At 34.6% G+C, this 19664-nt stretch carries 20 protein-coding genes; 5 read left to right on the top strand and 15 right to left on the bottom strand.

From position 1 onward, the window contains the following. The first annotated feature begins 4 nt into the window (after window positions 1–4). Both UH7x_RS07470 and UH7x_RS07465 read left to right on the top strand, forming a co-directional pair. Complete coding sequence (locus tag UH7x_RS07470; RefSeq protein WP_482363099.1) at window positions 5–925, top strand: cation diffusion facilitator family transporter; 921 nt, start codon at window positions 5–7, stop codon at window positions 923–925. Beyond that, a complete protein-coding gene (locus UH7x_RS07465; RefSeq protein ID WP_482363098.1) occupies window positions 925–1389 on the top strand; it encodes a GNAT family N-acetyltransferase in 465 nt (154 codons plus the stop codon). The genes UH7x_RS07470 and UH7x_RS07465 overlap by 1 nt, the downstream gene beginning before the upstream one ends. Before the next feature lie 14 nt (window positions 1390–1403). On the opposite strand, the gene UH7x_RS07460 is transcribed toward UH7x_RS07465, so the two are convergent. The 4 genes from UH7x_RS07460 to dcm all read right to left on the bottom strand — a co-directional run bounded on the left by UH7x_RS07460 (window position 1404) and on the right by dcm (window position 4472). Further along, entirely contained in the window at window positions 1404–1778 is a 375-nt protein-coding gene (locus UH7x_RS07460) for a hypothetical protein (protein ID WP_482363097.1), read from the bottom strand. A gap of 236 nt (window positions 1779–2014) precedes the next feature. After that, entirely contained in the window at window positions 2015–2206 is a 192-nt protein-coding gene (locus UH7x_RS07455; protein ID WP_482363096.1) for a hypothetical protein, read from the bottom strand. 432 nt (window positions 2207–2638) lie between these two features. After that, window positions 2639–3253: a hypothetical protein gene (locus UH7x_RS07450; protein ID WP_482363095.1), complete on the bottom strand. Its 615-nt coding sequence runs from the start codon at window positions 3251–3253 to the stop codon at window positions 2639–2641. After that, the gene (gene dcm, locus UH7x_RS07445; RefSeq protein ID WP_482363094.1) at window positions 3243–4472 is read right to left on the bottom strand and encodes a DNA (cytosine-5-)-methyltransferase; all 1230 of its coding nucleotides are present in this window, start codon (window positions 4470–4472) and stop codon (window positions 3243–3245) included. Before dcm ends, UH7x_RS07450 begins: the two co-directional genes overlap by 11 nt. Before the next feature lie 124 nt (window positions 4473–4596). On the opposite strand from dcm, the gene UH7x_RS07440 reads away from it, so the two are divergent. Next, window positions 4597–5790, top strand: a complete 1194-nt coding sequence (locus tag UH7x_RS07440) for a C40 family peptidase (protein WP_482363093.1) — start codon at window positions 4597–4599, stop codon at window positions 5788–5790. A 14-nt stretch (window positions 5791–5804) separates the two neighbouring features. Here the strand turns inward: UH7x_RS07440 and UH7x_RS07435 are convergent, their stop codons facing one another. Further along, window positions 5805–6866 carry a Gfo/Idh/MocA family protein gene (locus UH7x_RS07435; RefSeq protein ID WP_482363092.1) on the bottom strand — a complete coding sequence of 354 codons (1062 nt, stop codon included), beginning with the start codon at window positions 6864–6866 and terminating at the stop codon, window positions 5805–5807. Window positions 6867–6949: 83 nt separating this feature from the next. Between UH7x_RS07435 and UH7x_RS07430 the strand changes: the two genes are divergently transcribed. Continuing rightward, complete coding sequence (locus tag UH7x_RS07430) at window positions 6950–8506, top strand: sulfatase family protein (RefSeq protein WP_482363091.1); 1557 nt, start codon at window positions 6950–6952, stop codon at window positions 8504–8506. Window position 8507: 1 nt separating this feature from the next. Here UH7x_RS07430 and UH7x_RS07425 read toward each other — a convergent pair whose 3' ends face one another. From UH7x_RS07425 to UH7x_RS07415, 3 genes are all read right to left on the bottom strand, one after another. After that, the gene (locus UH7x_RS07425) at window positions 8508–10646 is read right to left on the bottom strand and encodes an outer membrane protein assembly factor BamB family protein (protein ID WP_482363090.1); all 2139 of its coding nucleotides are present in this window, start codon (window positions 10644–10646) and stop codon (window positions 8508–8510) included. A 74-nt stretch (window positions 10647–10720) separates the two neighbouring features. Then, window positions 10721–11449 carry a phytanoyl-CoA dioxygenase family protein gene (locus tag UH7x_RS07420; protein WP_482363089.1) on the bottom strand — a complete coding sequence of 243 codons (729 nt, stop codon included), beginning with the start codon at window positions 11447–11449 and terminating at the stop codon, window positions 10721–10723. Window positions 11450–11514: 65 nt separating this feature from the next. Further along, on the bottom strand, window positions 11515–13041 hold the full coding sequence (locus UH7x_RS07415; protein ID WP_482363088.1) for a glycoside hydrolase family 28 protein: 1527 nt from the start codon (window positions 13039–13041) through the stop codon (window positions 11515–11517). Between the two features lie 124 nt (window positions 13042–13165). On the opposite strand from UH7x_RS07415, the gene UH7x_RS07410 reads away from it, so the two are divergent. Continuing rightward, on the top strand, window positions 13166–14044 hold the full coding sequence (locus UH7x_RS07410; protein ID WP_482363087.1) for a 3-keto-disaccharide hydrolase: 879 nt from the start codon (window positions 13166–13168) through the stop codon (window positions 14042–14044). Here the strand turns inward: UH7x_RS07410 and UH7x_RS07405 are convergent. From UH7x_RS07405 to rnpA, 7 genes are all read right to left on the bottom strand, one after another. Beyond that, window positions 14041–15021, bottom strand: coding sequence for a DUF6252 domain-containing protein (locus tag UH7x_RS07405; protein WP_482363086.1), 981 nt, complete (start codon window positions 15019–15021; stop codon window positions 14041–14043). The genes UH7x_RS07410 and UH7x_RS07405 overlap by 4 nt on opposite strands. A gap of 69 nt (window positions 15022–15090) precedes the next feature. After that, the gene (gene gloA2, locus UH7x_RS07400) at window positions 15091–15477 is read right to left on the bottom strand and encodes an SMU1112c/YaeR family gloxylase I-like metalloprotein (protein WP_482363085.1); all 387 of its coding nucleotides are present in this window, start codon (window positions 15475–15477) and stop codon (window positions 15091–15093) included. A gap of 2 nt (window positions 15478–15479) precedes the next feature. Beyond that, on the bottom strand, window positions 15480–16259 hold the full coding sequence (locus UH7x_RS07395; protein ID WP_482363084.1) for an SDR family NAD(P)-dependent oxidoreductase: 780 nt from the start codon (window positions 16257–16259) through the stop codon (window positions 15480–15482). Then, entirely contained in the window at window positions 16259–17143 is an 885-nt protein-coding gene (locus UH7x_RS07390) for an SMP-30/gluconolactonase/LRE family protein (RefSeq protein WP_482363083.1), read from the bottom strand. The genes UH7x_RS07395 and UH7x_RS07390 overlap by 1 nt, the downstream gene beginning before the upstream one ends. Window positions 17144–17308: 165 nt before the next feature. Next, a complete protein-coding gene (locus UH7x_RS07385; protein ID WP_482363082.1) occupies window positions 17309–17572 on the bottom strand; it encodes an immunity 17 family protein in 264 nt (87 codons plus the stop codon). A gap of 13 nt (window positions 17573–17585) precedes the next feature. Then, a complete protein-coding gene (locus UH7x_RS07380) occupies window positions 17586–19214 on the bottom strand; it encodes a S41 family peptidase (protein WP_482363081.1) in 1629 nt (542 codons plus the stop codon). After that, complete coding sequence (gene rnpA / locus UH7x_RS07375) at window positions 19207–19629, bottom strand: ribonuclease P protein component (protein ID WP_482363080.1); 423 nt, start codon at window positions 19627–19629, stop codon at window positions 19207–19209. Before rnpA ends, UH7x_RS07380 begins: the two co-directional genes overlap by 8 nt. Window positions 19630–19664 lie beyond the last annotated feature (35 nt).

Genomic DNA, 19664 nt, shown 5'->3' with positions numbered 1-19664 from the left:
AACTATGGGGCATTCTCATCACAACCATTCCCATAATCACGCTCATTCAGATTTAAAAGGGCGAAGTTTAATTATATCCATTTTTTTAAATATAATAATAACTGTATCTCAGGTTGTTGGAGGAATAATTTCAGGTAGCTTGTCTTTATTATCTGATGCGTTACATAATTTTAGTGATGTACTATCATTAATAATCAGCTATATAGCATCTATACTTTCGAAAAAGAAAGCTTCTACAAATAAAACTTTTGGATTTAAAAGGGCTGAAATAATAGCTGCATTTGTAAATTCTGCAACGTTGATTGTTGTTGCTATTATTTTAATAAAAGAAGCTATTGAAAGATTTTATAATCCGCAAGAAGTAGAATCGAACTTGGTAATCTGGTTGTCATTATTAGGTATTGTAGCTAATGGGTTTAGTGTTTGGTTATTAAAGAAACATTCTGAAGGCAACATGAATATGAAGTCTGCCTATTTACATTTGTTGACAGATATGATGGCTTCGGTGGCTGTATTAATTGGCGGATTATTAATGAAGTATTTTCAGTGGTTTTGGGTTGACCCATTGTTAACTTTGGCAATAGCATTCTATTTAATTTTTATGGGATGGAATTTACTTAGAGATTCTACCAAAGTATTAATGTTATTTACCCCAGATGCTATAGAAGTACAAAATATTGTAGATGCAATAATGAAATTCAATGTTGTAAAAAACGTGCATCATGTACATATTTGGCAATTGAATGAAGACGAAGTTCATCTAGAAGCGCATATAGATTTTAGTAGCGATATAAAGCTTTCTGAATTTGACGCTATTTTAGAAGGAATAGAAGATGAGTTATTTCATTATCACGGTATAAACCATATAAATATTCAACCAGAATTTGGTAAATGTGATAGCAAACAAATAATAGTTCAAGATTAATGGAGGTATTTGTAAAAACATTTGAAGAAATTTCTAAACAAGAATTATATGAAATACTTCAATTAAGGTCCGAGGTTTTTGTAGTGGAGCAGGATTGTGTTTATCAAGATTTAGATGGTAAAGATCAGAAAGCACTGCACGTTCTAGGAAAAAAAAACGGCCGCTTCGCGGCCTATACCAGAATATTTAAACCAGGCGACTATTTTCCGAAAGCTAGTATAGGTAGAGTAGTGGTAAAAAACTCCGAAAGAAAACATGGTTATGGACAAGATATTATGAATGCATCAATAAATGCTATTCAAACTATTTTCAAAGAAACGCAAATACATATTTCAGCACAGTTATATTTAAAAAAGTTTTATGAATCACTAGGTTTTAATCAAGTAGGTGAGGCGTATTTAGAAGATGGAATTCCACATATTGCAATGATTAAAAATAAAAAAAGCCGCACAAGCGGCTTTTAATTCATTGCTGAATATTAAATTCTTATCGTATTTCTACTCGTTAAGTTTAAGTCCTTTAATAGATTGTCGGTAAATTTATAATGACCTCTAGTTGTAATAATTTGAAAACGATGCGATTTTAATCTACTTATAGTATCTAGAAACAACCATTTTGTTTTTAAAAGACTTGTTTTCTGTGATTTAAGGCTAATGTCAAAAAAATATTTTCTACCATTTTTTTCGGCAACAATATCAGGTGTAATTTTCATTTCTGTGCCCTTCCTTAAATAAGACTTTGGAGAATCATAGCCTTCTAAATCTGCTTTAATGTTTTCGAAGCCAGTGGCCTCCAGGTGGGTGATTGAATTTTTAATAATCGTTTGATTTTCTTTCTTTTCTGTTTTTGTCATTCATATAAAATATAATAACGAAGAAGAAAACCAAACTTTAATTGTTGATTAACAGGTTTTTAAGATAGTTTACTATTACTTGTTAAATTGAAATGAAGCTTTCTATTTTAGTCAATATTGTTTGTGAACCAATCAATAAGGTTTTGGTTTGTATTATTTGTACTAGGTAATTGATCATGCCCATAATAAAGTCCAAAATTATCGCCATGGTAATCAAAATAGGTAAAATGGATGTTTTATTCCTGAATTAGGGTAATCATATCTTCAACGAAATTCATTCCTCCTTTGTTATTTTCAAAACTAGGAGCACCTGTACCAACTTCACCAATATATATGGGTGCATTTTGTTGTGTAGCCCAATTATCCACGCGATCTAAGATAAATTTTAAAAAGGCTTTATTGCGAAAAAAAAATCGGGCCTTCGGCATTATAAAAATCTAGGCGCATTAGTGCATCACCGTTTGAAATAATCTTTAATAACAAAGAGCCACAAAAATTAATGTGTAAATTTAAAAGGATTGTATAGGATAGAAAATTACGGTTGAGACTCTTCTTTAATTATTGGGTCTGCGGATGGGGAGTCGTCATTTTTACAAGAAGTGAAGACAAGAAATATTGGAATTATGCAAAAAATCAGTTTTTTCATAGAGGGGAATTTTACTCAAAATATAGCAAAAAGTATTCGAGTGTTTTTACGTAGTTATCAAGCTAACAGACTGTTGAGTCTATTTTAAGTGATAGAAAGAATAATATTTTTGGAATTAATGTGTTTAATGGACGAATTTGTCTGCCAAATGCATACGAGTAATTGTTTTCACATCAATTGGCACAACTTACATACTAATTGGTTTGTAAATGCATTAAACAAAACGCTTTGCAAGACCTTTAGAAATTAAAAAATTAAGTTTCAAAATTAAATTAATTGGTTTTTCTGCTTTGTTTTTTCTGGAGAAAAAGAGATATCCTTCTTCACGTGGGTGTAGTTGTTTTAATTCTACTTTAGCTACTTTATTAGTCTGTTCATTTATGCGTTTTTCTAATATTTTCTCTGAAATATTACGTGTTTTTAAAAACTGAATTAGCTTAAGGCGATTTACAAATGTGATTTTACATGATGTAAACTTGTTTGGCTCGTCACTATAAATTGCTGTTATTAAAGAGTAAAAATCAGTCTTTTTTTTCGAATCAAATAACCAGCCATTTTTTACTATTGAATTTTTAAAATAGCGCAATTCAAAAGCAAAAGTAGGTAGGTCTTCATTGGTATAATCTAATTGCGCCTTTTCATCAACAAAATACTTTTTGCCGTTAAGTTTATTGGTAAGGATAAGGTCGATTCCTTTAAGTTGACGCCTTAAATCTTTAACTCTGGTAAAATCGTAGTTTTTGAGGTGCTTTTGATAATACTTATCTAACAACACGGCAAGACAGCGTTCTTTTTCAATATCTGAAGCAAAAGTGCTTTTAAGTTTCATGTATTCTATCATAAAGTGTTTTACCTATTTTTTCTACGACTCCAACAACTAATGCATTGCCCATAAAAAATGCACGTTTCGCCACTGAAATACCCTCTAGTTTTGTATGATTATCTGGAAACATGTTTAAGCGCTCAAGTTCCAAAGGAGTAAGTCTGCGCAAACCTTTTGATGTTTTTATTACATGTTTAAATCGAGACGGACTTTTACCACCTTCGCCAGTAATAATGGTTCGTGAAGCTTTATCTAATAAATCAGGAAATTTCATCGAGCCTTCGCTATACGTGTATTGATAACCACCTTTTGAAGTACGCACCTCTTTTTTAGCGCTTTTATGATATTCCCATTTAGAATAATCTTCATGCGGAATATAAAATTCTTCATCTATTTCTCCAGCTTGTAATACATCACCCAAAGTCATATGTTGACCTTTATATTTCGGATAGGTTTTAGTGGTATAAGCTTTTCCGTTAATAAAAACACCCGTATTTTCAAAAGGGGAATTATTGCCGTTTTTATTGAAATTATTCGAAATTTCGACCAAATCGGGTTCAATTACAATGATTTTTGGTGTCTTTATGTCTTTTTTAACCGAAAATGATTTTGCAATAACTCCCGATTTTAATATCCAGTCCGTTTTATTCGAGTCATTTAGCAAATCAAATAAGCGGGTAGATTTATGATATGCTAAGAAAAAAATACGCCTTCTTCTTTGTGGCATTCCATATTCAGCGGCATTTATTACGCGCCACTCTACGGCGTATCCAATTTCATCTAAACTCTTAAGCATTATTGCAAAATCACGTCCTCGCTGTGTTGATGGTGATTTTAACAAACGATCTACATTTTCTAAAAAAAGATATTTAGGAGGGTTTTTTTTCTCCAAAAGAATGCGATGAATACTCCACCATAAAACACCTTTTTTTCCAATAAGTCCTTTTGAATTTTGAAGGGAAGTAGCAACAGAATAATCTTGACACGGAAAACCACCAACTAAAATATCGGCATCTGGAATATCGGAGGTAGGAACTTCTGAAATATCATGATTACTGTGGTTTTTACTTCCAAAACGAGCCTCGTATACCTTAGAGGCATGTTGCGTTTTTGTAGCCGGTTCCCATTGATTACTCCAAACTATCTTATAACCATTTGTACTTTCAAGGCCTAGACGAAAACCGCCAACACCAGCAAAAAGCTCTAAGACTTTCAGTTTTTTCATGATATGCAAAATTAGGAAATTAGAACGGAGTTTTAATTTGTATTATTTCATGAAACAGAACATATACTTTAAGAACTGAACTAGTACTTTGTTTTATGTAACTTTATGCTTTAAAGTATAATAAATGAAAGTATCCGCAAATCACCTCTGTTTTTTGTTTTTTGTATGTGTTTTTTCGGCGTGTACTAACCTGAAAAAAGAAACAGAAACCCCTTTTAATAAGGAAATTGCAAAATTAAAATCGGAAGTAGCACCTGATAAGCGAGTTGCACTTTTTAATGTTGAAGTTGATAAAAATAATAATCAATATATTTTAAAAGGCGAAAGTAATTTGCCAAATGCTGTGGCTTCTTTAAAAGAAGAATTAACTTCTAAAAATGTTGAGTTTATTGATAGCATTCAATTATTACCAGCGGCAAACTTAAATGGACAAACGCAAGCAGTAATTAATATTTCCGTAGCTAACTTACGTAGCAACCCAAAACATTCAGCGGAATTGGCTACCCAGGCAACTTTAGGAACTCCTGTAAAAGTTTTAAAAGAACAAGGAGAGTGGTATTTAATACAAACGCCAGACAAATACTTATCATGGGTTGATGAAGGGGGAATTACTTTAATGGACTCTAAACGTTTTGAAAACTGGAAAGAAGGAGATAAGATTATCTACACCCAAACCTACGGAAATTCATATACTGATGAAAACGAGAAAAATATAGTTTCTGATTTAGTCGCAGGCGATATATTGGAGTTTGTAAAATTATCAAAAAATCATTTTGTAGTCGCTTACCCAGATGGGCGTATTGCTATGGTTAGGTTGAATGAGGCTGAAAGCTATTTTGGTTGGATAAATAATTTAAATCCAACGCCCGAAAATTTGGTTACAACATCAAAAACACTAATGGGAGTGCCTTACCTTTGGGGAGGCACTTCAACGAAAGGTGTTGATTGTAGTGGATTTACCAAAACAATTTATTTTTTAAACGGAATGGTGATTCCTAGAGACGCCTCGCAACAAGTGTATACAGGTAAATCAATAGACTCTATTCAAAATTTTGAAAACTTAAGAGAAGGTGATTTATTATTCTTTGGAAGAAAAGCTACGGATTCTACCGCCGAAAAAGTTGTTCATGTGGGCATGTGGATTGGTAATAACGAGTTTATACATGCATCAAACATGGTGCGTATTAGTAGTATGGACCCAAGTGCCGATAATTTTGATGAATGGAACAGAAACCGATACCTCAGAACAAAACGAATTTTAAAAGAAGAAAGTGATGCTTTAATTAATTTAACGCAAACACCATTGTTTAAAAATTAATGAGAAATACGTATTTATAATTCAACAGTTTTCCCCGTTCTAAAAGACTCATCTGCAGCTAGTACTATTCGTAAGCTATTTACAGCATCTTGCAAATGATTACTTATATTTAAATCTTCAACTATAGCTTTTAAAAAATATTCTTGTTCTAACAAACAGAGACCATCATGATCTGGTTCATCAGAAGTGCTTACAATTTCGTCTGGTTTTGCAAATTTCCCATTACTGTCTAGTTCGGCATGATGTACTAATAACCCACCGGTTTTAGTATGGTCTTCTACATTATCAGAATCGCCTTTGGCTTCATCCGATATCGAAACACTTCCTTTTGGGCCAATAACATCCTTTATAAAAAAAGCTGTTTCGCTCATCATCGGTCCCCATCCTGCTTCGTACCATCCTACAGAACCATCTTTAAAACGAACTTGTAACTGTCCATAATTATACATTTTTGAATCAATTTCGTCTGATAGTCTTGCTCCAATAGCGCTTACACTTATTGGAACCGATCGCGTCATCAAACACATTACATCTACATAATGTACGCCACAATCAACAATAGGAGACATACTATTCATCAACTGTTTGTGGGTATACCACATATCACCTGATGCTTGTTGGTTTAGATTCATTCGCATTACTAAAGGTTTGCCTAAAGTTTGGGCTATTTCTACAAATTTTGCCCAAGCAGGGTGTACTCTTAAAATGTAACCCACAACCATTTTTTTGCCTTTGGCTAATGCTAAATCGACTAAACTCTGTGCGTCTTCAACAGTTAATGCTAGCGGCTTTTCAACAAAAACATGGGCATTGGCATTAAGGGCTATTCTTATATATTCTGCGTGTGTGTCAGGATAGGTATTAATAGAAACAGCGTCAGGCTTAGTTTCTTCGAGCGCTTTTTTGAAATCCAAAAATGTTGGATAACCTCCGAGTTCTTGAGAAAGGTTACCTCGGCTTTCAGGTTTTCTACTTACCAAACCTACTATTTCGAAGCCTTCTAATTGATGGTAAGCACGAGCATGAGAAGTACCCATATTACCGCAGCCTACTACTAAAACCTTTAATTTTTCCATATTAAGTTACATTTCAATAATACAATTTAGTTCATACAATTTAACTAAATTTATAAGCATATACATATTTTGAAAATTAATCAATGAAATCGATATCACCAACCGGAATCCTGAAGTTTATTAGCTTAATTATTGTTTTCGCTTTTAGCATGCTGTTATTATCAGGTAAGAAAATAGAAAAAAGCACTGCTATTTCAACGGAGGTTAAAAGGCCAAACATTGTTTTTATGATAGCCGACGACTGGTCTTATCCACATGCTGGAATTTATGGGGATAAAACTGTACGAACACCCACTTTTGACCAGTTAGCTAACGATGGAGCATTATTTGAAAATGCGTATTGTGCAGCTCCTTCTTGTGCTCCTTCAAGAGCAAGTATTCTGTTAAGTAAATATCCACATCAAATGGAAAGTGCGGGGAATTTATGGTCTGTAATTCCAAAAAAATTTCCAAACTGGGTATCACTATTAGAAAAAGCAGGGTATTATACCGGAAGAAGTAGAAAAGGTTGGGCTCCCGGGGATTTTGAAGCAGGAGGATATGAAAATAATCCTGCAGGAAAAGAATATATAGATTTCGATTCATTTTTAAATGAAAAAAAGAATGGACAACCATTTGTTTATTGGTTTGGTAGCACAGATCCCCACCGTAAATATGAAACTAATGCTGGAGTTAAAACAGGAATGGATATAAATACTGTGAAAGTGCCTGAATTTCTGCCAGATGTAGATTGTGTTCGTAATGATATGATGGATTACTATTTTGAAGTGGAGCGCTTTGACCGTGAGTCTGGAGGAATTATTAATAGATTAAAAAAGGAAGGACAGCTCGAAAATACTATCATCATAATGACCAGTGATAATGGAATGCCTTTTCCAAGGGCTAAAGCCAATTTATATGATTACGGTACAAGAATGCCTTTAGCTATTTATTGGAAAGGACATATTGAAGGAGGAAAAAGAATTTCTGATTTTATGAATTTTATCGATTTTGGCCCTACTTTTTTAGAAGCGGCATGGGTTGAAGTTCCTAAGGATTTCCAAGGAAATAGTTTGCTTGAATTGTTCGCTACGGATAAAAAAAAATCGGATCGAAGTATGGTTTTTCTAGAACGCGAAAGACATGCTAATGTCCGAAAAGGAGATTTAAGTTACCCGTCGCGAGCTGTTAGAACTAAGGATTATCTCTATATTAAAAATTTTGAACCCAATCGATGGCCAGGTGGCGATCCAGACACGCACGTTTCAGTTGGGCAATATGGTGATGTTGATAATTCTATTTCAAAATATATAATTCTTAATATGGAAGGAAAACCAACGGATAAGGATTATTTTAAATTGGCATTTAATAAAAGACCTTCCGAAGAATTATATGTTTTAGTTAATGACCCCAATAATTTAAAAAATGAAGCGGGTAATGAAAAGTATAGTAAAGTTTTACGAACCTTGAGAAACTCACTTCATGACTGGATGAAACAAACAGATGATTTGCGCGTAAAAGAACCTCAAACAGATTACTGGGATAAAGTTTTATATACGCCAGATTATCAATATTATAATTTTAATCTTGAGGAGCGTTTAAAGGCCTATAAAATGCTAAAAAATGTAAGCGGAAAGTATAAAGAAGCCCCTTGTTTGTAGATTAATTAATACCTAAAGAAAATGCAATAATTTGATTTCCTTTTTCTGTTCCTAATTTTTCACCACCACAGGCAATAGCTATGTATTGTTTGCCATTTACTTCGTACATGGCTGGAGTTGCAAACGCCGCTGCAGGAAGTTTGTATTCCCAAAGAATAGTGCCACTATGCTTATCGAAAACTCTAAAATAACCGTCTCTTGTGGCACCAATAAATAACAACCCGTTTTCAGTAACTACAGGACCCCCATAATTTTCCGTTCCAGTGCCAATCCCTTGCTCTTCCAATTCTGGAGTATTTCCAAAAGGAATAGACCATATATAATCACCAGAGTTTAAATCAATAGCATGCAAAGTACCCCAAGGTGGTGAAATTGCAGGTAATCCGTTGCTATCTAAAAACTTGTTATACCCTGCATGTTTATAAGGTAATGCGTGCGATGTTGGCGGATAGTCGGTTGCAGCTACTTCTTGTTTATCGGCTTCATTAAATAAAATTTTTAGCAAGGCATCTTTTTCATCCTTTTTTATTTGAGGAAAACCCGTCATCATGCCTTTGCCTTGAGCAATTACAGTTGACACTTCATCTTTGCTTAATCGGTTTTTTATTGCTACTAACGACGGAAATCCACTCGCAGCTAAACCTTCACGATTTTCTTGATGACAGGTAACACAATACTTAAAGTAGGTGCGCTCACCTAATGGTCGGTCTGATGCTATACTATCATTTTCTTTCATTTGTAAAATCCATGGCATTTCGTTTGAATTCACGTAGATAATCCCATCATTTGGGTCTGCAGCAGTACCACCCCATTCAGCGGCACCATCGTATCCGGGCAATAAAAAAACAGGACCCAATGCTGGCGGAGCATTGATACGAGTATCCGATTTTTTTAAAATCTGTAGCAACGAATCTTTATTTATAGCAAAGGGACTAATATCTTTTTCAGTGATTTCGGTCGATTGCCGTGCAAAAGGCTTTGGTAATACAGGAAAAGGCTGTGTCGGCCATGCACTTTCACCATCTAATGTTGATTCCGGCATTGGTATTTCCTCAATATCGAATAAAGGTTCGCCGTCTGTTCTATTAAATAAATAAACAAAACCTTGCTTGGTTACTTGTGCAACTGCAGGAATCTTTTTCCCCTCGCGTTCTATCATTAAAAGGTTCGGTGGGGCAGGAGGGTCTCGATCCCATAAATCGTGATGCGTGAATTGAAAATGCCATATATATTCTCCCGTTTCAGCCTTTAAGGCTAATAGAGAATTGGAATACAAATTACTGCCTTTTCTAATCCCGCCATAAAAATCTGGAGCTGCAGAGCCTGTTGGCACATAAATAATTCCGGATTTTTCATCAACAGCCATGCCAGACCAGTTGTTTGTGGCGCCCGTCATCTCCCGTTCAACTTCGCTTTTAAACTCCCAAGTTTCTGAACCTTTTTCTCCAGCATCAGGAATTGTTTTAAACACCCATTCAACATTGCCAGAAATAACATTAAAAGCCATAATATTTCCAGGTGGTGCACCAACATCTTCTGATACTCGTAATGGCATTACAATTAGATCTTTATAAATAGTTCCTGGAGTATTCGATATTACAAATTTGTCTTTTGAGGATTCTGACATTCCAGAACGTAAATCTATTTTACCATTGTCTCCAAAACTAGTAATTGGCTTACCCGTTAGAGCATTTAAGGCAAATAGATGAGGTCCACGGGTACAAAAAATACGTTTGTCATTTTCTTTTTCCCAATATGAAAGTCCACGAGAAGTAGAATGCCATATCTGTACAGAATCACCAAATTGCCAAATTTCTGAACCAGTTTCTGCGTTCAAGGCCACTACTCTTAGTGCAGCGGTTACGCCATATAAAATGCTATCAACCACAATTGGATTCATTTGCATTTGGCCCCAATCTTTTGCTTTATAAGACCAAGCGACTTTTAAGTTTTTGACATTTTCTTTAGTGATTTGCGATAAAGTAGAGTAGTGACTTCGTCCCGAGTCGCCTAAATAATTAGACCAAGTTGTATACGCCTCTTCATTTACCTTTGTCTTTTGAGATGATTCGCAGGATAAAAAAAAAGCACAATAGATTAAAAAACCAAAAGGAAAAAAACGAAGTGCTTTTAGGTACATGTTTAATTTTGAAGATTACGTCTTAAATGTAATCAAAAAAAACACTGAACCAAAGGGTGTAAATTATTGGAATTTTATTTCCTAGTCTTACGTTCACCAGTGTGGTCAACGCCTTTTTCCCGCTCTAATGCAATCATAGTCTTAGGCCTAAAATTGGTAATCATTGCTCTACGGTTATCAGATGTTGAATTTCCGCGACTGTAGTGTAAGGTTCCGCCTTGATGAAAAACACAAGAACCAGGATTTAGTTCAATAAAAACAGAATTTTCTTCATCACCTTCGCATTGTAATGCGCCTTTGTTCCCGTTTTGACGATGAGGTCGTAATTCAGATAAATGCGATTTGGGCGTGTACCACATACAACCATTTTCTTTGTAAGCAGCATCTATTGCTACCCAACAACTTGCAGCTCTTTTATCTGGCATATCTATCCAATATGCAGCATCTTGATGCCAAGGAGTTATGGTATCTGTAAACGGAGCTTTATTAATGAGCATATCAAAATCTAACTCGATATCATCACCCATTAATTCTTGTGCAATAGCAAGAGATTTTAAATGTAACGCCTTTTCTTTTAAATCGGGAACCAACTTGCTAGGTACCATAATCTGTGTAATCTTTTCTTTTTTATCATCGCTTCCCGAAAGATCGGAACGATATTGCGATGCATCTATACTATTGTCTAGAAAGGAATTGTATAAGCTACTATAATATGCAACCTCAGCTGGGGTAATTAGGTTTTGAATAACTAGGTAGCCCTCTGTTTTGAAAAAAGATTTTTGTTCTTGACTAAGTAGACCCATTCCTATTTTATTCAGTTAAATAAAAATATAAAATAATTTCAAAAACAGAATTAACCTAAAGTTAACTATTCATCAAGTAGTTGTAAATACTCACCTTCTGTCCAACCTAATGGTGCTGTTATAGAATGATTACTTATTGCTTTTCCTTTTACCATTGGTTTTGTACCATCTGCATCTTGCCATAACACATTTTTAACCAATAAACCCTTTACGTCATCAACAATTATAGGAAATCGAGAATCCGGATTTTCGGTGCCAATATTTAGGTTGTTAATAGAAATTCCTTCTGCATGTCTAATGAAAAAAGCATTACTTGGCAAGTTACCATAGGTAATAGCATGTGGATATCCTTTTTCATCTTCTTCGACAGTTGTACTAAAATCGCCCATTTTAAGCCCCCCCTTTGAGAAAAGTTGAATATTATTTAATGAAACGTTTTTTATTGGGTAACCTTCCAACCCAGTAATGGATGACCCCCATGTACCAGCATCATAGGCGACAACATTGTTAATAGAAATGTTTTTTACTTCACCGATATTATTGACAATTGCCCCAGGAGTATGTGGTCTTGCTCTATTTCCTAAACGAATATAGATGGGTGATTCAGTGCCGTGAATAGTTAAATTATTTACAGTAAACCCTTCTAAGGTACCTCCGTCAACAATCATTAAAGAAAGTCCAGAAACACCAATCCTAGGTGTATCCCAAATAGGCTTCCCTTTTTCTTTAGATGGCTTTACAACACAATTACTTATTGTAACATTTTTAAAACCCCCAGTGGTTTCAGTACCAGCTTTTATGGCATTACAAAAACTGCTAACAACACAATTTGTAATAACAATATCTTCACAAGCGGCAGCCCCAGTACTTTTTAAGACAATACCATCATCATCTGAATCTATTATGCTGTTTGAAAGCACAACACGGCGACATCCATCAATATCAATACCATCGTTATTACGACTACCATGACTATAGACATAAATGTTTGTAATAAACAAATCTTCACAATCTAGATAGTGTTGGTTCCAGATTGAAGCATTTAGCATTCGCAAACCTTCCACCTTAATGTTTTTGCAAGAGATTAATAGTATATTTCGAGGTCGTCCATCTACATCTCCAGCAAAAGGGTTAGGCATTGGCGTGTGTAATGGACCTTGCCCGTCTATAGTTCCGTTACCAGTTATAGCAATGTTTTCTTGGCCTTCTGCATAAATTAGGGCATTGAACCCTCCAAGTTGATCTTTATGAGAGCGGTATTTTGGCATTGGTTGTAATGGAAAGTCGGCAACATTAGTACTGGATAATAAAACAGCATTATGATCAAAATGTAGCTCAACATTACTTTTTAATAGAATGGTTCCCGATTTAAAAACTCCAGATGGAATTATAACAGTTCCGCCACCGTTTGAAACACAAGCATCAATAGCTTTTTGTATAAATTTTGTATTCAATACTTTACCATCTCCAACGGCACCAAAATTGGTAATCGTATATGTACTATTTTTAGTAGAACAATCGACCGATGCATAAGTGTTGTTGTATACAAATGAAAGGAAAAGAGCTAAAAGGCTAAAGCGTAAAAATTTCATATATAGTCCTAATTTAATAGTGAAAAATACAGTTATTTAGAAGAAAGTCAAAGCAATTTTTTTACCTGCTAGTATTTCTTTTCAAATCAGTATCTTGGGGTGTTAATAGATTTAAAGGAGATTTATGAAAAAACAATTCATTTCTTGTACAAAAATTGTCATACTCGCAATGTTATTATGTTTTAATAAAGGTTTTTCTCAAAAAAACAAGTCTAATAAAGAAGAATGGGTAGCTATGTTTAATGGAAAAAACCTTGAAGGCTGGACCACAAAAATTCAACACTATGATGTAGGAGACAATTATGGGGACACTTTTCGTGCTGAAGATAATATGATAAAAGTACGATATGATAAGTATGAAGGTGATTTTAATGACCGTTATGGACATTTGTATTTCGACCAACCCTATTCCTATTTTCATTTGTCTTTAGAGTATAGAATTGTAGGTGAATTGCACCCGGGCTCGGCAAGTTATACTATAAAAAATAGCGGTCTAATGTTTCATTCGCAAGACCCTAGAACTATGCTTAAAGAACAAGATTGGCCTATTTCTGTAGAAATGCAGTTTTTAGCGGGTGTCGAAGAAGGTACAGAACGCCCAACGGGTAATATGTGTTCACCTGGCACTGATGTCGTATATGAAGGTGAAATAGACTCAAGACACTGCATCCCTTCTAGCTCTGAGACTTATTTTGGTGATCAGTGGGTAAAAGCGGAATTGATAGTTTATGGCGACTCATTAGTTAAACACATCATCAATGGTAACGAGGTATTACGTTATACAAAACCGCAAATAGGAGGTGGAGTTGCTAATCGATATGACCCTGAAATTAAAATTGATGGTAAATTGCTATCCGAAGGTTTTATAGCGTTACAAAGTGAGTCGCAGCCTATTGATTTTAAGAATATCAAAATAAAAAATTTGAAAGGTTGTATGGACCCTAAAGCCAAGAACTTCAAGAAACAATATGTTGAATCAGATAAATCTGCCTGTATTTATTAATAACCCTGATACACTTCTACAAAAGTACCTTCAGTAACTTCAATAACACTACCAGTGTCCGGATGGGTAGCGGTAAAACTAAAAGTTCCTTTTATCGTAGGAATAAACCCTGAGGTTTTTTCAGTAATTGTCAATGTTCCCGTACAGTTGTAACCAACAAAACCATCACCCTCAGAATTACTTTCATACTTTCCTAAAATCACGGAATGAGTAGTGCTACTTGATGTAAACTCGTAGACGCCTTCTTCTGTATTATCATGATTGAACGTTAAATATGTAGCATACTCCCCATCATTAAAATTAACTAGGGTAATATCAGTACCAGATATAAAACCACCAGTAGTTTCACCATCTGTTGCATGCCAATCTTCACCATTTATTTTGGCATAGGTGCCTAAACTCGAAATGGTCGGTTGAACATCATCATAACTCATAACAAATGACCCTTCAACTTCATGTTGTTCTGATTCTAAATCACGTTCATCTTCATAAAGAGTTCCGCTAAAAGTAACTTCAACTTTTTTATTTTCTTCATCGATGTTTACCAATGTAAAATCGAAATATTCAGACTTAAAATACTCATAAGACCCTGAACTTGGATAATCGAAATTACTTGAAAAAGAAGACACACTTGTAAGGTTGCCAAAGGCATTAAATTGAAGATTGATATTGTTTCCTGCATCGTTCCACCCACTAATTGAAAGGGAATTTTCTGAACGTTGCCCTAAACTTTCAGTAAGGGTAATTTCTTGGCCCTCATAAGTGAAGTTAAAATAAGGGTCTTCTGTAATGGGAGTTTGACTAATTTCCTCTTCTTCTTCAATTTCTGGCTCATTTTCATTCTCCGATTCATCATCACCTTCATTTTCTGGAGTTTCTTGTTGTTCAGTTTCGATAAACTCCTCAACGGCATCTTGCGAACATGAAATTATGATTGTAAACGTCAATAGGTATAGGAGTAATTTCGGGAGTTTCATATGAAATTGTTTAGCTTCAACTAAACGAATCATATGTACTAATATTGTTTTTAAAGAAAGGTAATGGAATCAAATTTCGTAGAGTTCTAAGGGAAGTCCATCTGGGTCTTCGAAAAAAGTAAATCGCTTATTTGTTGTTTCATCAACACGAATTTCTTCTGTAATGACTTCTTTATTACTAATTTCTTCTACGGCTTTATCAATATCATCAACCTCAAAAGCTAAATGCCTTAGCCCTGTTGCTTCAGGTCTTGAAATGCGTTTTGGCGGGTTAGGAAAAGAGAATAATTCGATGCAATAATCACCATTTAAAGCCAAGTCTAATTTATATGAATCTCGTTCTTTCCTATATGTTTCATTAGTAATCTTGAAGCCCAAAATTTCAGTATAGAACTTTTTCGACTTTTGATAATCGGAGCAAATAATGGCAATGTGATGAATTTTATTTAAAAACATAATTATAAATCTTCTGGATATTTGCCCGCAGTCGTCCATCCGCCGTCAACTGGAATAGTTTGTCCATTTATATGAGATGCCTCATCTGAAAGTAAAAACAAGCATGTTTTTGCAATATCCTCGGGAGTACCTACTTTACCATTTGGATTTAATTGTCCCCACATTCCGGAATAATCGGGCTGTTCATTTGCGGTACGTTCCGTTAAGGTAGCTCCTGGGGCGACAACATTTAGATTTATATGATGCTCGCCTAACTCATAAGCTAAGTTTACTGCCATCATTCGAAGCGCTGCCTTCGTCATTGCATAAGGTGTTAAGTTTTTATAGGCTCTAATTCCAACCTGTGATGAAATAAGAACAACTTTACCGCCGGTTCCTTGTTTTATCATTTCTTGCGCTCCGCGTTGTACTAAAAAATAGGCTCCATGTAAATTTAGTTGAAGGGATTTCTGAAAATCTTCGGGACTTGTTTCTAAAAAACTTCCAAAAATTGTAATGGCCGCATTTGGTACAATAAAATCGATTTTTCCGAATTTTTCAATGGTAAAATCAATCATTTTGTTAATGATTGAAATAGCACCAGAATCGCCGGAAAAAGCTAAACAATTACCAGAATATTTGGTGTTAAGCTCTGTGGCGGATGCTTGAGCCTTGTTTTCATCTAAATCATTTAAAACTACATTTGCTCCTGCCTTAAGTAATAATTCTACGATGGCATAGCCAATTCCTTCACCCGCGCCGGTTACAATGGCGACTTTATTTTTAATTCCTGAGTATTGCATTAGAAGTAATTTATGGTAGTGCCTTTAGTTTTAGTTTCATGAACAAATAGCCCTCCACTGTGTGGATATTTGAGTAGTTCTTTTTCGTTAAGACCACTTCTAGCTGTCGTAATATATAAGGTTGTTAGATTTTCACCTCCAAAACAACAAGAGGTTACATGTGGCGCATCAACTTCTATTTTTTCAAGAACCTCACCAGTTTTGGGATTCCATCTGCGAACACAATTTCCTCCCCAATGCGCTACCCAAAGCATATCCTCTTCGTCTATGCACATTCCGTCGGGGCTGCCAAATTTTTCTGGAACATTAATAACAGTTCGTTGCTTTGAAATGGTATTATTTTCCGAGTTGAAATTAAAAGCTTGAACCTTGAATGTAGGACTATCGATATAATAAAACGTATTCTTGTCTGAGGTCCAAGCTAAGCCATTGGAAACAGAGGTATTCTGAATTTGTATGGTTGTTTCAAATTTTGGAGAAATCCTATATAAATTCCCAGCATTTGGGGCACAATTTTTATCCATAGTGCCCAACCAAAAGTTACCGTTAGGGTCTACTTTACCATCATTAAATCGCATTTTCGAATCTGAATTTTCGAGAATGTTATGTTTTGTTAATTTTTCTGTTGCTGTATTAAATGAGGCCAAACCCTTTTCCATAGCCAAAAGAAGTAGACCGCTTTTTTGGGGTATTGCGGCACCAATCATTTCATCAAACACCCAATGGTATGTTTTTTTTGTTGATGGATTATATTGATGTAGCTTATACCCTTCAATGTCTACCCAGTAGAGTAATTGATTTTGATAATCCCATACCGGACCTTCACCTAAAACAGATTTAAAATCGAAAAGTAGATTTGCTTTTTGTGATAAAACTTCAGCCATTAAAACTTAGAATAAGTTGAAATAGGAAGTTACGGATTTTTTGTTTCTACTTATATCAGTGGTAGTTGAAAATTAGAAGTACTGTTAAAAACATTTATAAATTGAATAGCTTTTTCTAGTATTTCATCTTTCCCTGCAATAAGAGCTTGTAACGTAGATTTTAAGCTAAAATTCTGCTTGATAAAAACTATATAGACAACCAACCATCGCTATAAAACAAAGGATACCCATAAACCATCGAACGGCTTTGTTTCCAACCGTATTTTCCCACCAAGCAATATTTATCCATCCACCACCGGGCTCCATAACCCAATTCCAATTTCTAATAAACCCAACAAAACATAACCCAAAAAGTGCAGCGGCTATTAAATTGCCATAGTGTGGATTTAACTCAATAAAGTCGTGGAAGTTTTTAAAGAAGTTGTTCATGGTACTGAACAGATTATTTTAAAATACCAGTGTATTTAGCATTGTCTGCTAGAAGTGAAGTAGCTACTAAAATAGCTTGATCGTTTTGAAGATAATAATCATAAAGTCCATCCCTATAGAAATAGCGCTTAACAATTTCATCTTCTAATTTTTTTTGAATCTCCTTCTGATGCTTAGCAAGAGCTGTAATTTTACCTTGTTGAATTTGAGCCAAAAGCTTACTATAATCGTCTTTTAAAGAATTTCCAAAAATAGCTTCATCGTTAGCTAAAGCTTCTTTTAATGTTTTTTCAGTTTCCGTTTCAAAAGAAAAGCTACTAGCACTCACAAAGTTTTTAAAGTTTGCATAATCTGAATCGGTGAATTTAAAATCGGAAACATCTTCAAGTTGATTTTGATAGTAATATTGAGTTGCATAATCAAACACTACCAAATTATGTAGTAGTGCTTTGGTCATATCGTTGGCCTTAACTGCATCAATTTCTAAATCTGGCAAAACTCCACCACCATCTTTTACATTCCGACCATTCTTGGTTTTAAAATTTTTAAACTCTGTATTCTTTACAGCATGCCCTTCTTCATCACGATTCCAGTAATCCAAAGATTGAATACATCTGCCAGACGGAGTGTAATATCGAGAAATGGTTACTTTAAGCTGTGTGCCATAGGTTAATTTCATTGGACGCTGAACAAGACCTTTGCCAAAGCTACGTGCGCCTAAAACTACCGCTCTATCTAAATCTTGTAAACTACCTGATACAATTTCACTTGCTGAGGCGCTACTGCCATCAATGAGAACAACAATGGGAATTTCTGTGTCAACAGCTTTGTTTTTTGTTTTGTATTGTTGGTTGAACTTTTTAACCTTAGACTTAGTTGTTACTATTAATTCCCCCTTAGGAACGAATAGGTTCGTTACATTAATTGCCTCGGTCAATAACCCACCTGGATTACCTCTTAAGTCTAAAATTAATTTTTCTGCTCCTTGTCCTTTTAAATCTAACAAGGCTGCTTTTGTTTGAGAAGAAGCCTTTGAATTAAATTTTGATAAAACGATGTAACCTGTTTTATCATCAGCCATTTTGTAGTACGGAACTGCGTCAATTTCAATTGAACCCCTAGTAACCGTTGTAGTATTTGTTTTTCCTTGTCTTTTATAGGTTACTTCTACTGAGGTATTGTTGGCACCCTTTAATAATTCACTTGCATTATCATCAAAGTCCGAAACATTTATCTCACCTATTTTAATAACTTCATCACCTGCTTTTAGGCCTGCTTTGTCTGCCGGAGAATCTTTGTATGGCTCTATTACTAATAGACGATCATCATATGAACGTACTACTGCTCCAATTCCCGAATATTCCCCGGTATTATTAATTCTATAAGTTTCAACATCTTGTTCATTCAAAAACTTAGTATAAGGATCTAAATCATTCAACATGTTTTTAATAGCTGTATCCATCAACTCGCCAGGGTTGGTTTCATCAACATAATTCATGTTAAGTTCTTTAAATAGCGTCGTGAAAATTTCTATTTGCTTAGCTATTTCAAAAAAATCACTTTTAATAAAGCCACTCCCCATTACAAGAAATGAAACTGCAATTATGGGAATGAAAATTCTTTTTTTGATTAGCTTATTCATCTGTTGTTTGCTTAATAAATTTTAGAAGTATCGCTTGAATATTATGTTCTACGCTTTGATATTCAGGCATTTCTTTACCAAGGTATAAAAACAGAAACGCAAAGTTGCCTTTACTATTGTTAAAAAGGTGCGGTTTGTTATGTCGATAGCTTTCTCTAAGCAATCTTTTAATTCGATTTCGTTTAACAGCACTTTTAAAACTTTTTTTCGGCACAGTAACGCCTACCTGAAAACGTATGTTTTCAGGTAAAACAGTTTTTATATAGATAAGCTTAACGTTTTTTACTTTTATCGATTTTCCTTCTAAAAAAAGTTGGTCAATTAACTTACGGCTCTTTAGTTTCTCTTTTCTTGGAAAAGAAAAATTATTCTCTTCTGATTTTTCTAAAGACACAGAAGTGTGAGACGAATCCATTTGTAGTTCGTGTTAAATTTTAATGCACGCTCATT

It is taken from the genome of Aurantibacter sp. UH7, from assembly GCF_056839165.1.
The sequence above is the reverse complement of the archived record's forward strand: the minus strand, read 5'-3'. Positions and strand labels throughout refer to the sequence as shown.

What these genes read in the sequence shown, in the direction of transcription:
- UH7x_RS07415 (WP_482363088.1), bottom strand. Translation starts at nt 13,041, where the DNA reads ATGAAATTTTTACGCTTTAGCCTTTTAGCTCTTTTCCTTTCATTTGTA.
- UH7x_RS07450 (WP_482363095.1), bottom strand. Translation starts at nt 3,253, where the DNA reads ATGAAACTTAAAAGCACTTTTGCTTCAGATATTGAAAAAGAACGCTGT.
- UH7x_RS07380 (WP_482363081.1), bottom strand. Translation starts at nt 19,214, where the DNA reads ATGAATAAGCTAATCAAAAAAAGAATTTTCATTCCCATAATTGCAGTT.
- rnpA (WP_482363080.1), bottom strand. Translation starts at nt 19,629, where the DNA reads ATGGATTCGTCTCACACTTCTGTGTCTTTAGAAAAATCAGAAGAGAAT.
- UH7x_RS07465 (WP_482363098.1), top strand. Translation starts at nt 925, where the DNA reads ATGGAGGTATTTGTAAAAACATTTGAAGAAATTTCTAAACAAGAATTA.
- UH7x_RS07390 (WP_482363083.1), bottom strand. Translation starts at nt 17,143, where the DNA reads ATGGCTGAAGTTTTATCACAAAAAGCAAATCTACTTTTCGATTTTAAA.
- UH7x_RS07405 (WP_482363086.1), bottom strand. Translation starts at nt 15,021, where the DNA reads ATGAAACTCCCGAAATTACTCCTATACCTATTGACGTTTACAATCATA.
- UH7x_RS07410 (WP_482363087.1), top strand. Translation starts at nt 13,166, where the DNA reads ATGAAAAAACAATTCATTTCTTGTACAAAAATTGTCATACTCGCAATG.
- UH7x_RS07460 (WP_482363097.1), bottom strand. Translation starts at nt 1,778, where the DNA reads ATGACAAAAACAGAAAAGAAAGAAAATCAAACGATTATTAAAAATTCA.
- UH7x_RS07420 (WP_482363089.1), bottom strand. Translation starts at nt 11,449, where the DNA reads ATGGGTCTACTTAGTCAAGAACAAAAATCTTTTTTCAAAACAGAGGGC.
- dcm (WP_482363094.1), bottom strand. Translation starts at nt 4,472, where the DNA reads ATGAAAAAACTGAAAGTCTTAGAGCTTTTTGCTGGTGTTGGCGGTTTT.
- UH7x_RS07385 (WP_482363082.1), bottom strand. Translation starts at nt 17,572, where the DNA reads ATGAACAACTTCTTTAAAAACTTCCACGACTTTATTGAGTTAAATCCA.
- UH7x_RS07395 (WP_482363084.1), bottom strand. Translation starts at nt 16,259, where the DNA reads ATGCAATACTCAGGAATTAAAAATAAAGTCGCCATTGTAACCGGCGCG.
- gloA2 (WP_482363085.1), bottom strand. Translation starts at nt 15,477, where the DNA reads ATGTTTTTAAATAAAATTCATCACATTGCCATTATTTGCTCCGATTAT.
- UH7x_RS07430 (WP_482363091.1), top strand. Translation starts at nt 6,950, where the DNA reads ATGAAATCGATATCACCAACCGGAATCCTGAAGTTTATTAGCTTAATT.
- UH7x_RS07440 (WP_482363093.1), top strand. Translation starts at nt 4,597, where the DNA reads ATGAAAGTATCCGCAAATCACCTCTGTTTTTTGTTTTTTGTATGTGTT.
- UH7x_RS07435 (WP_482363092.1), bottom strand. Translation starts at nt 6,866, where the DNA reads ATGGAAAAATTAAAGGTTTTAGTAGTAGGCTGCGGTAATATGGGTACT.
- UH7x_RS07455 (WP_482363096.1), bottom strand. Translation starts at nt 2,206, where the DNA reads ATGCCGAAGGCCCGATTTTTTTTTCGCAATAAAGCCTTTTTAAAATTT.
- UH7x_RS07470 (WP_482363099.1), top strand. Translation starts at nt 5, where the DNA reads ATGGGGCATTCTCATCACAACCATTCCCATAATCACGCTCATTCAGAT.
- UH7x_RS07425 (WP_482363090.1), bottom strand. Translation starts at nt 10,646, where the DNA reads ATGTACCTAAAAGCACTTCGTTTTTTTCCTTTTGGTTTTTTAATCTAT.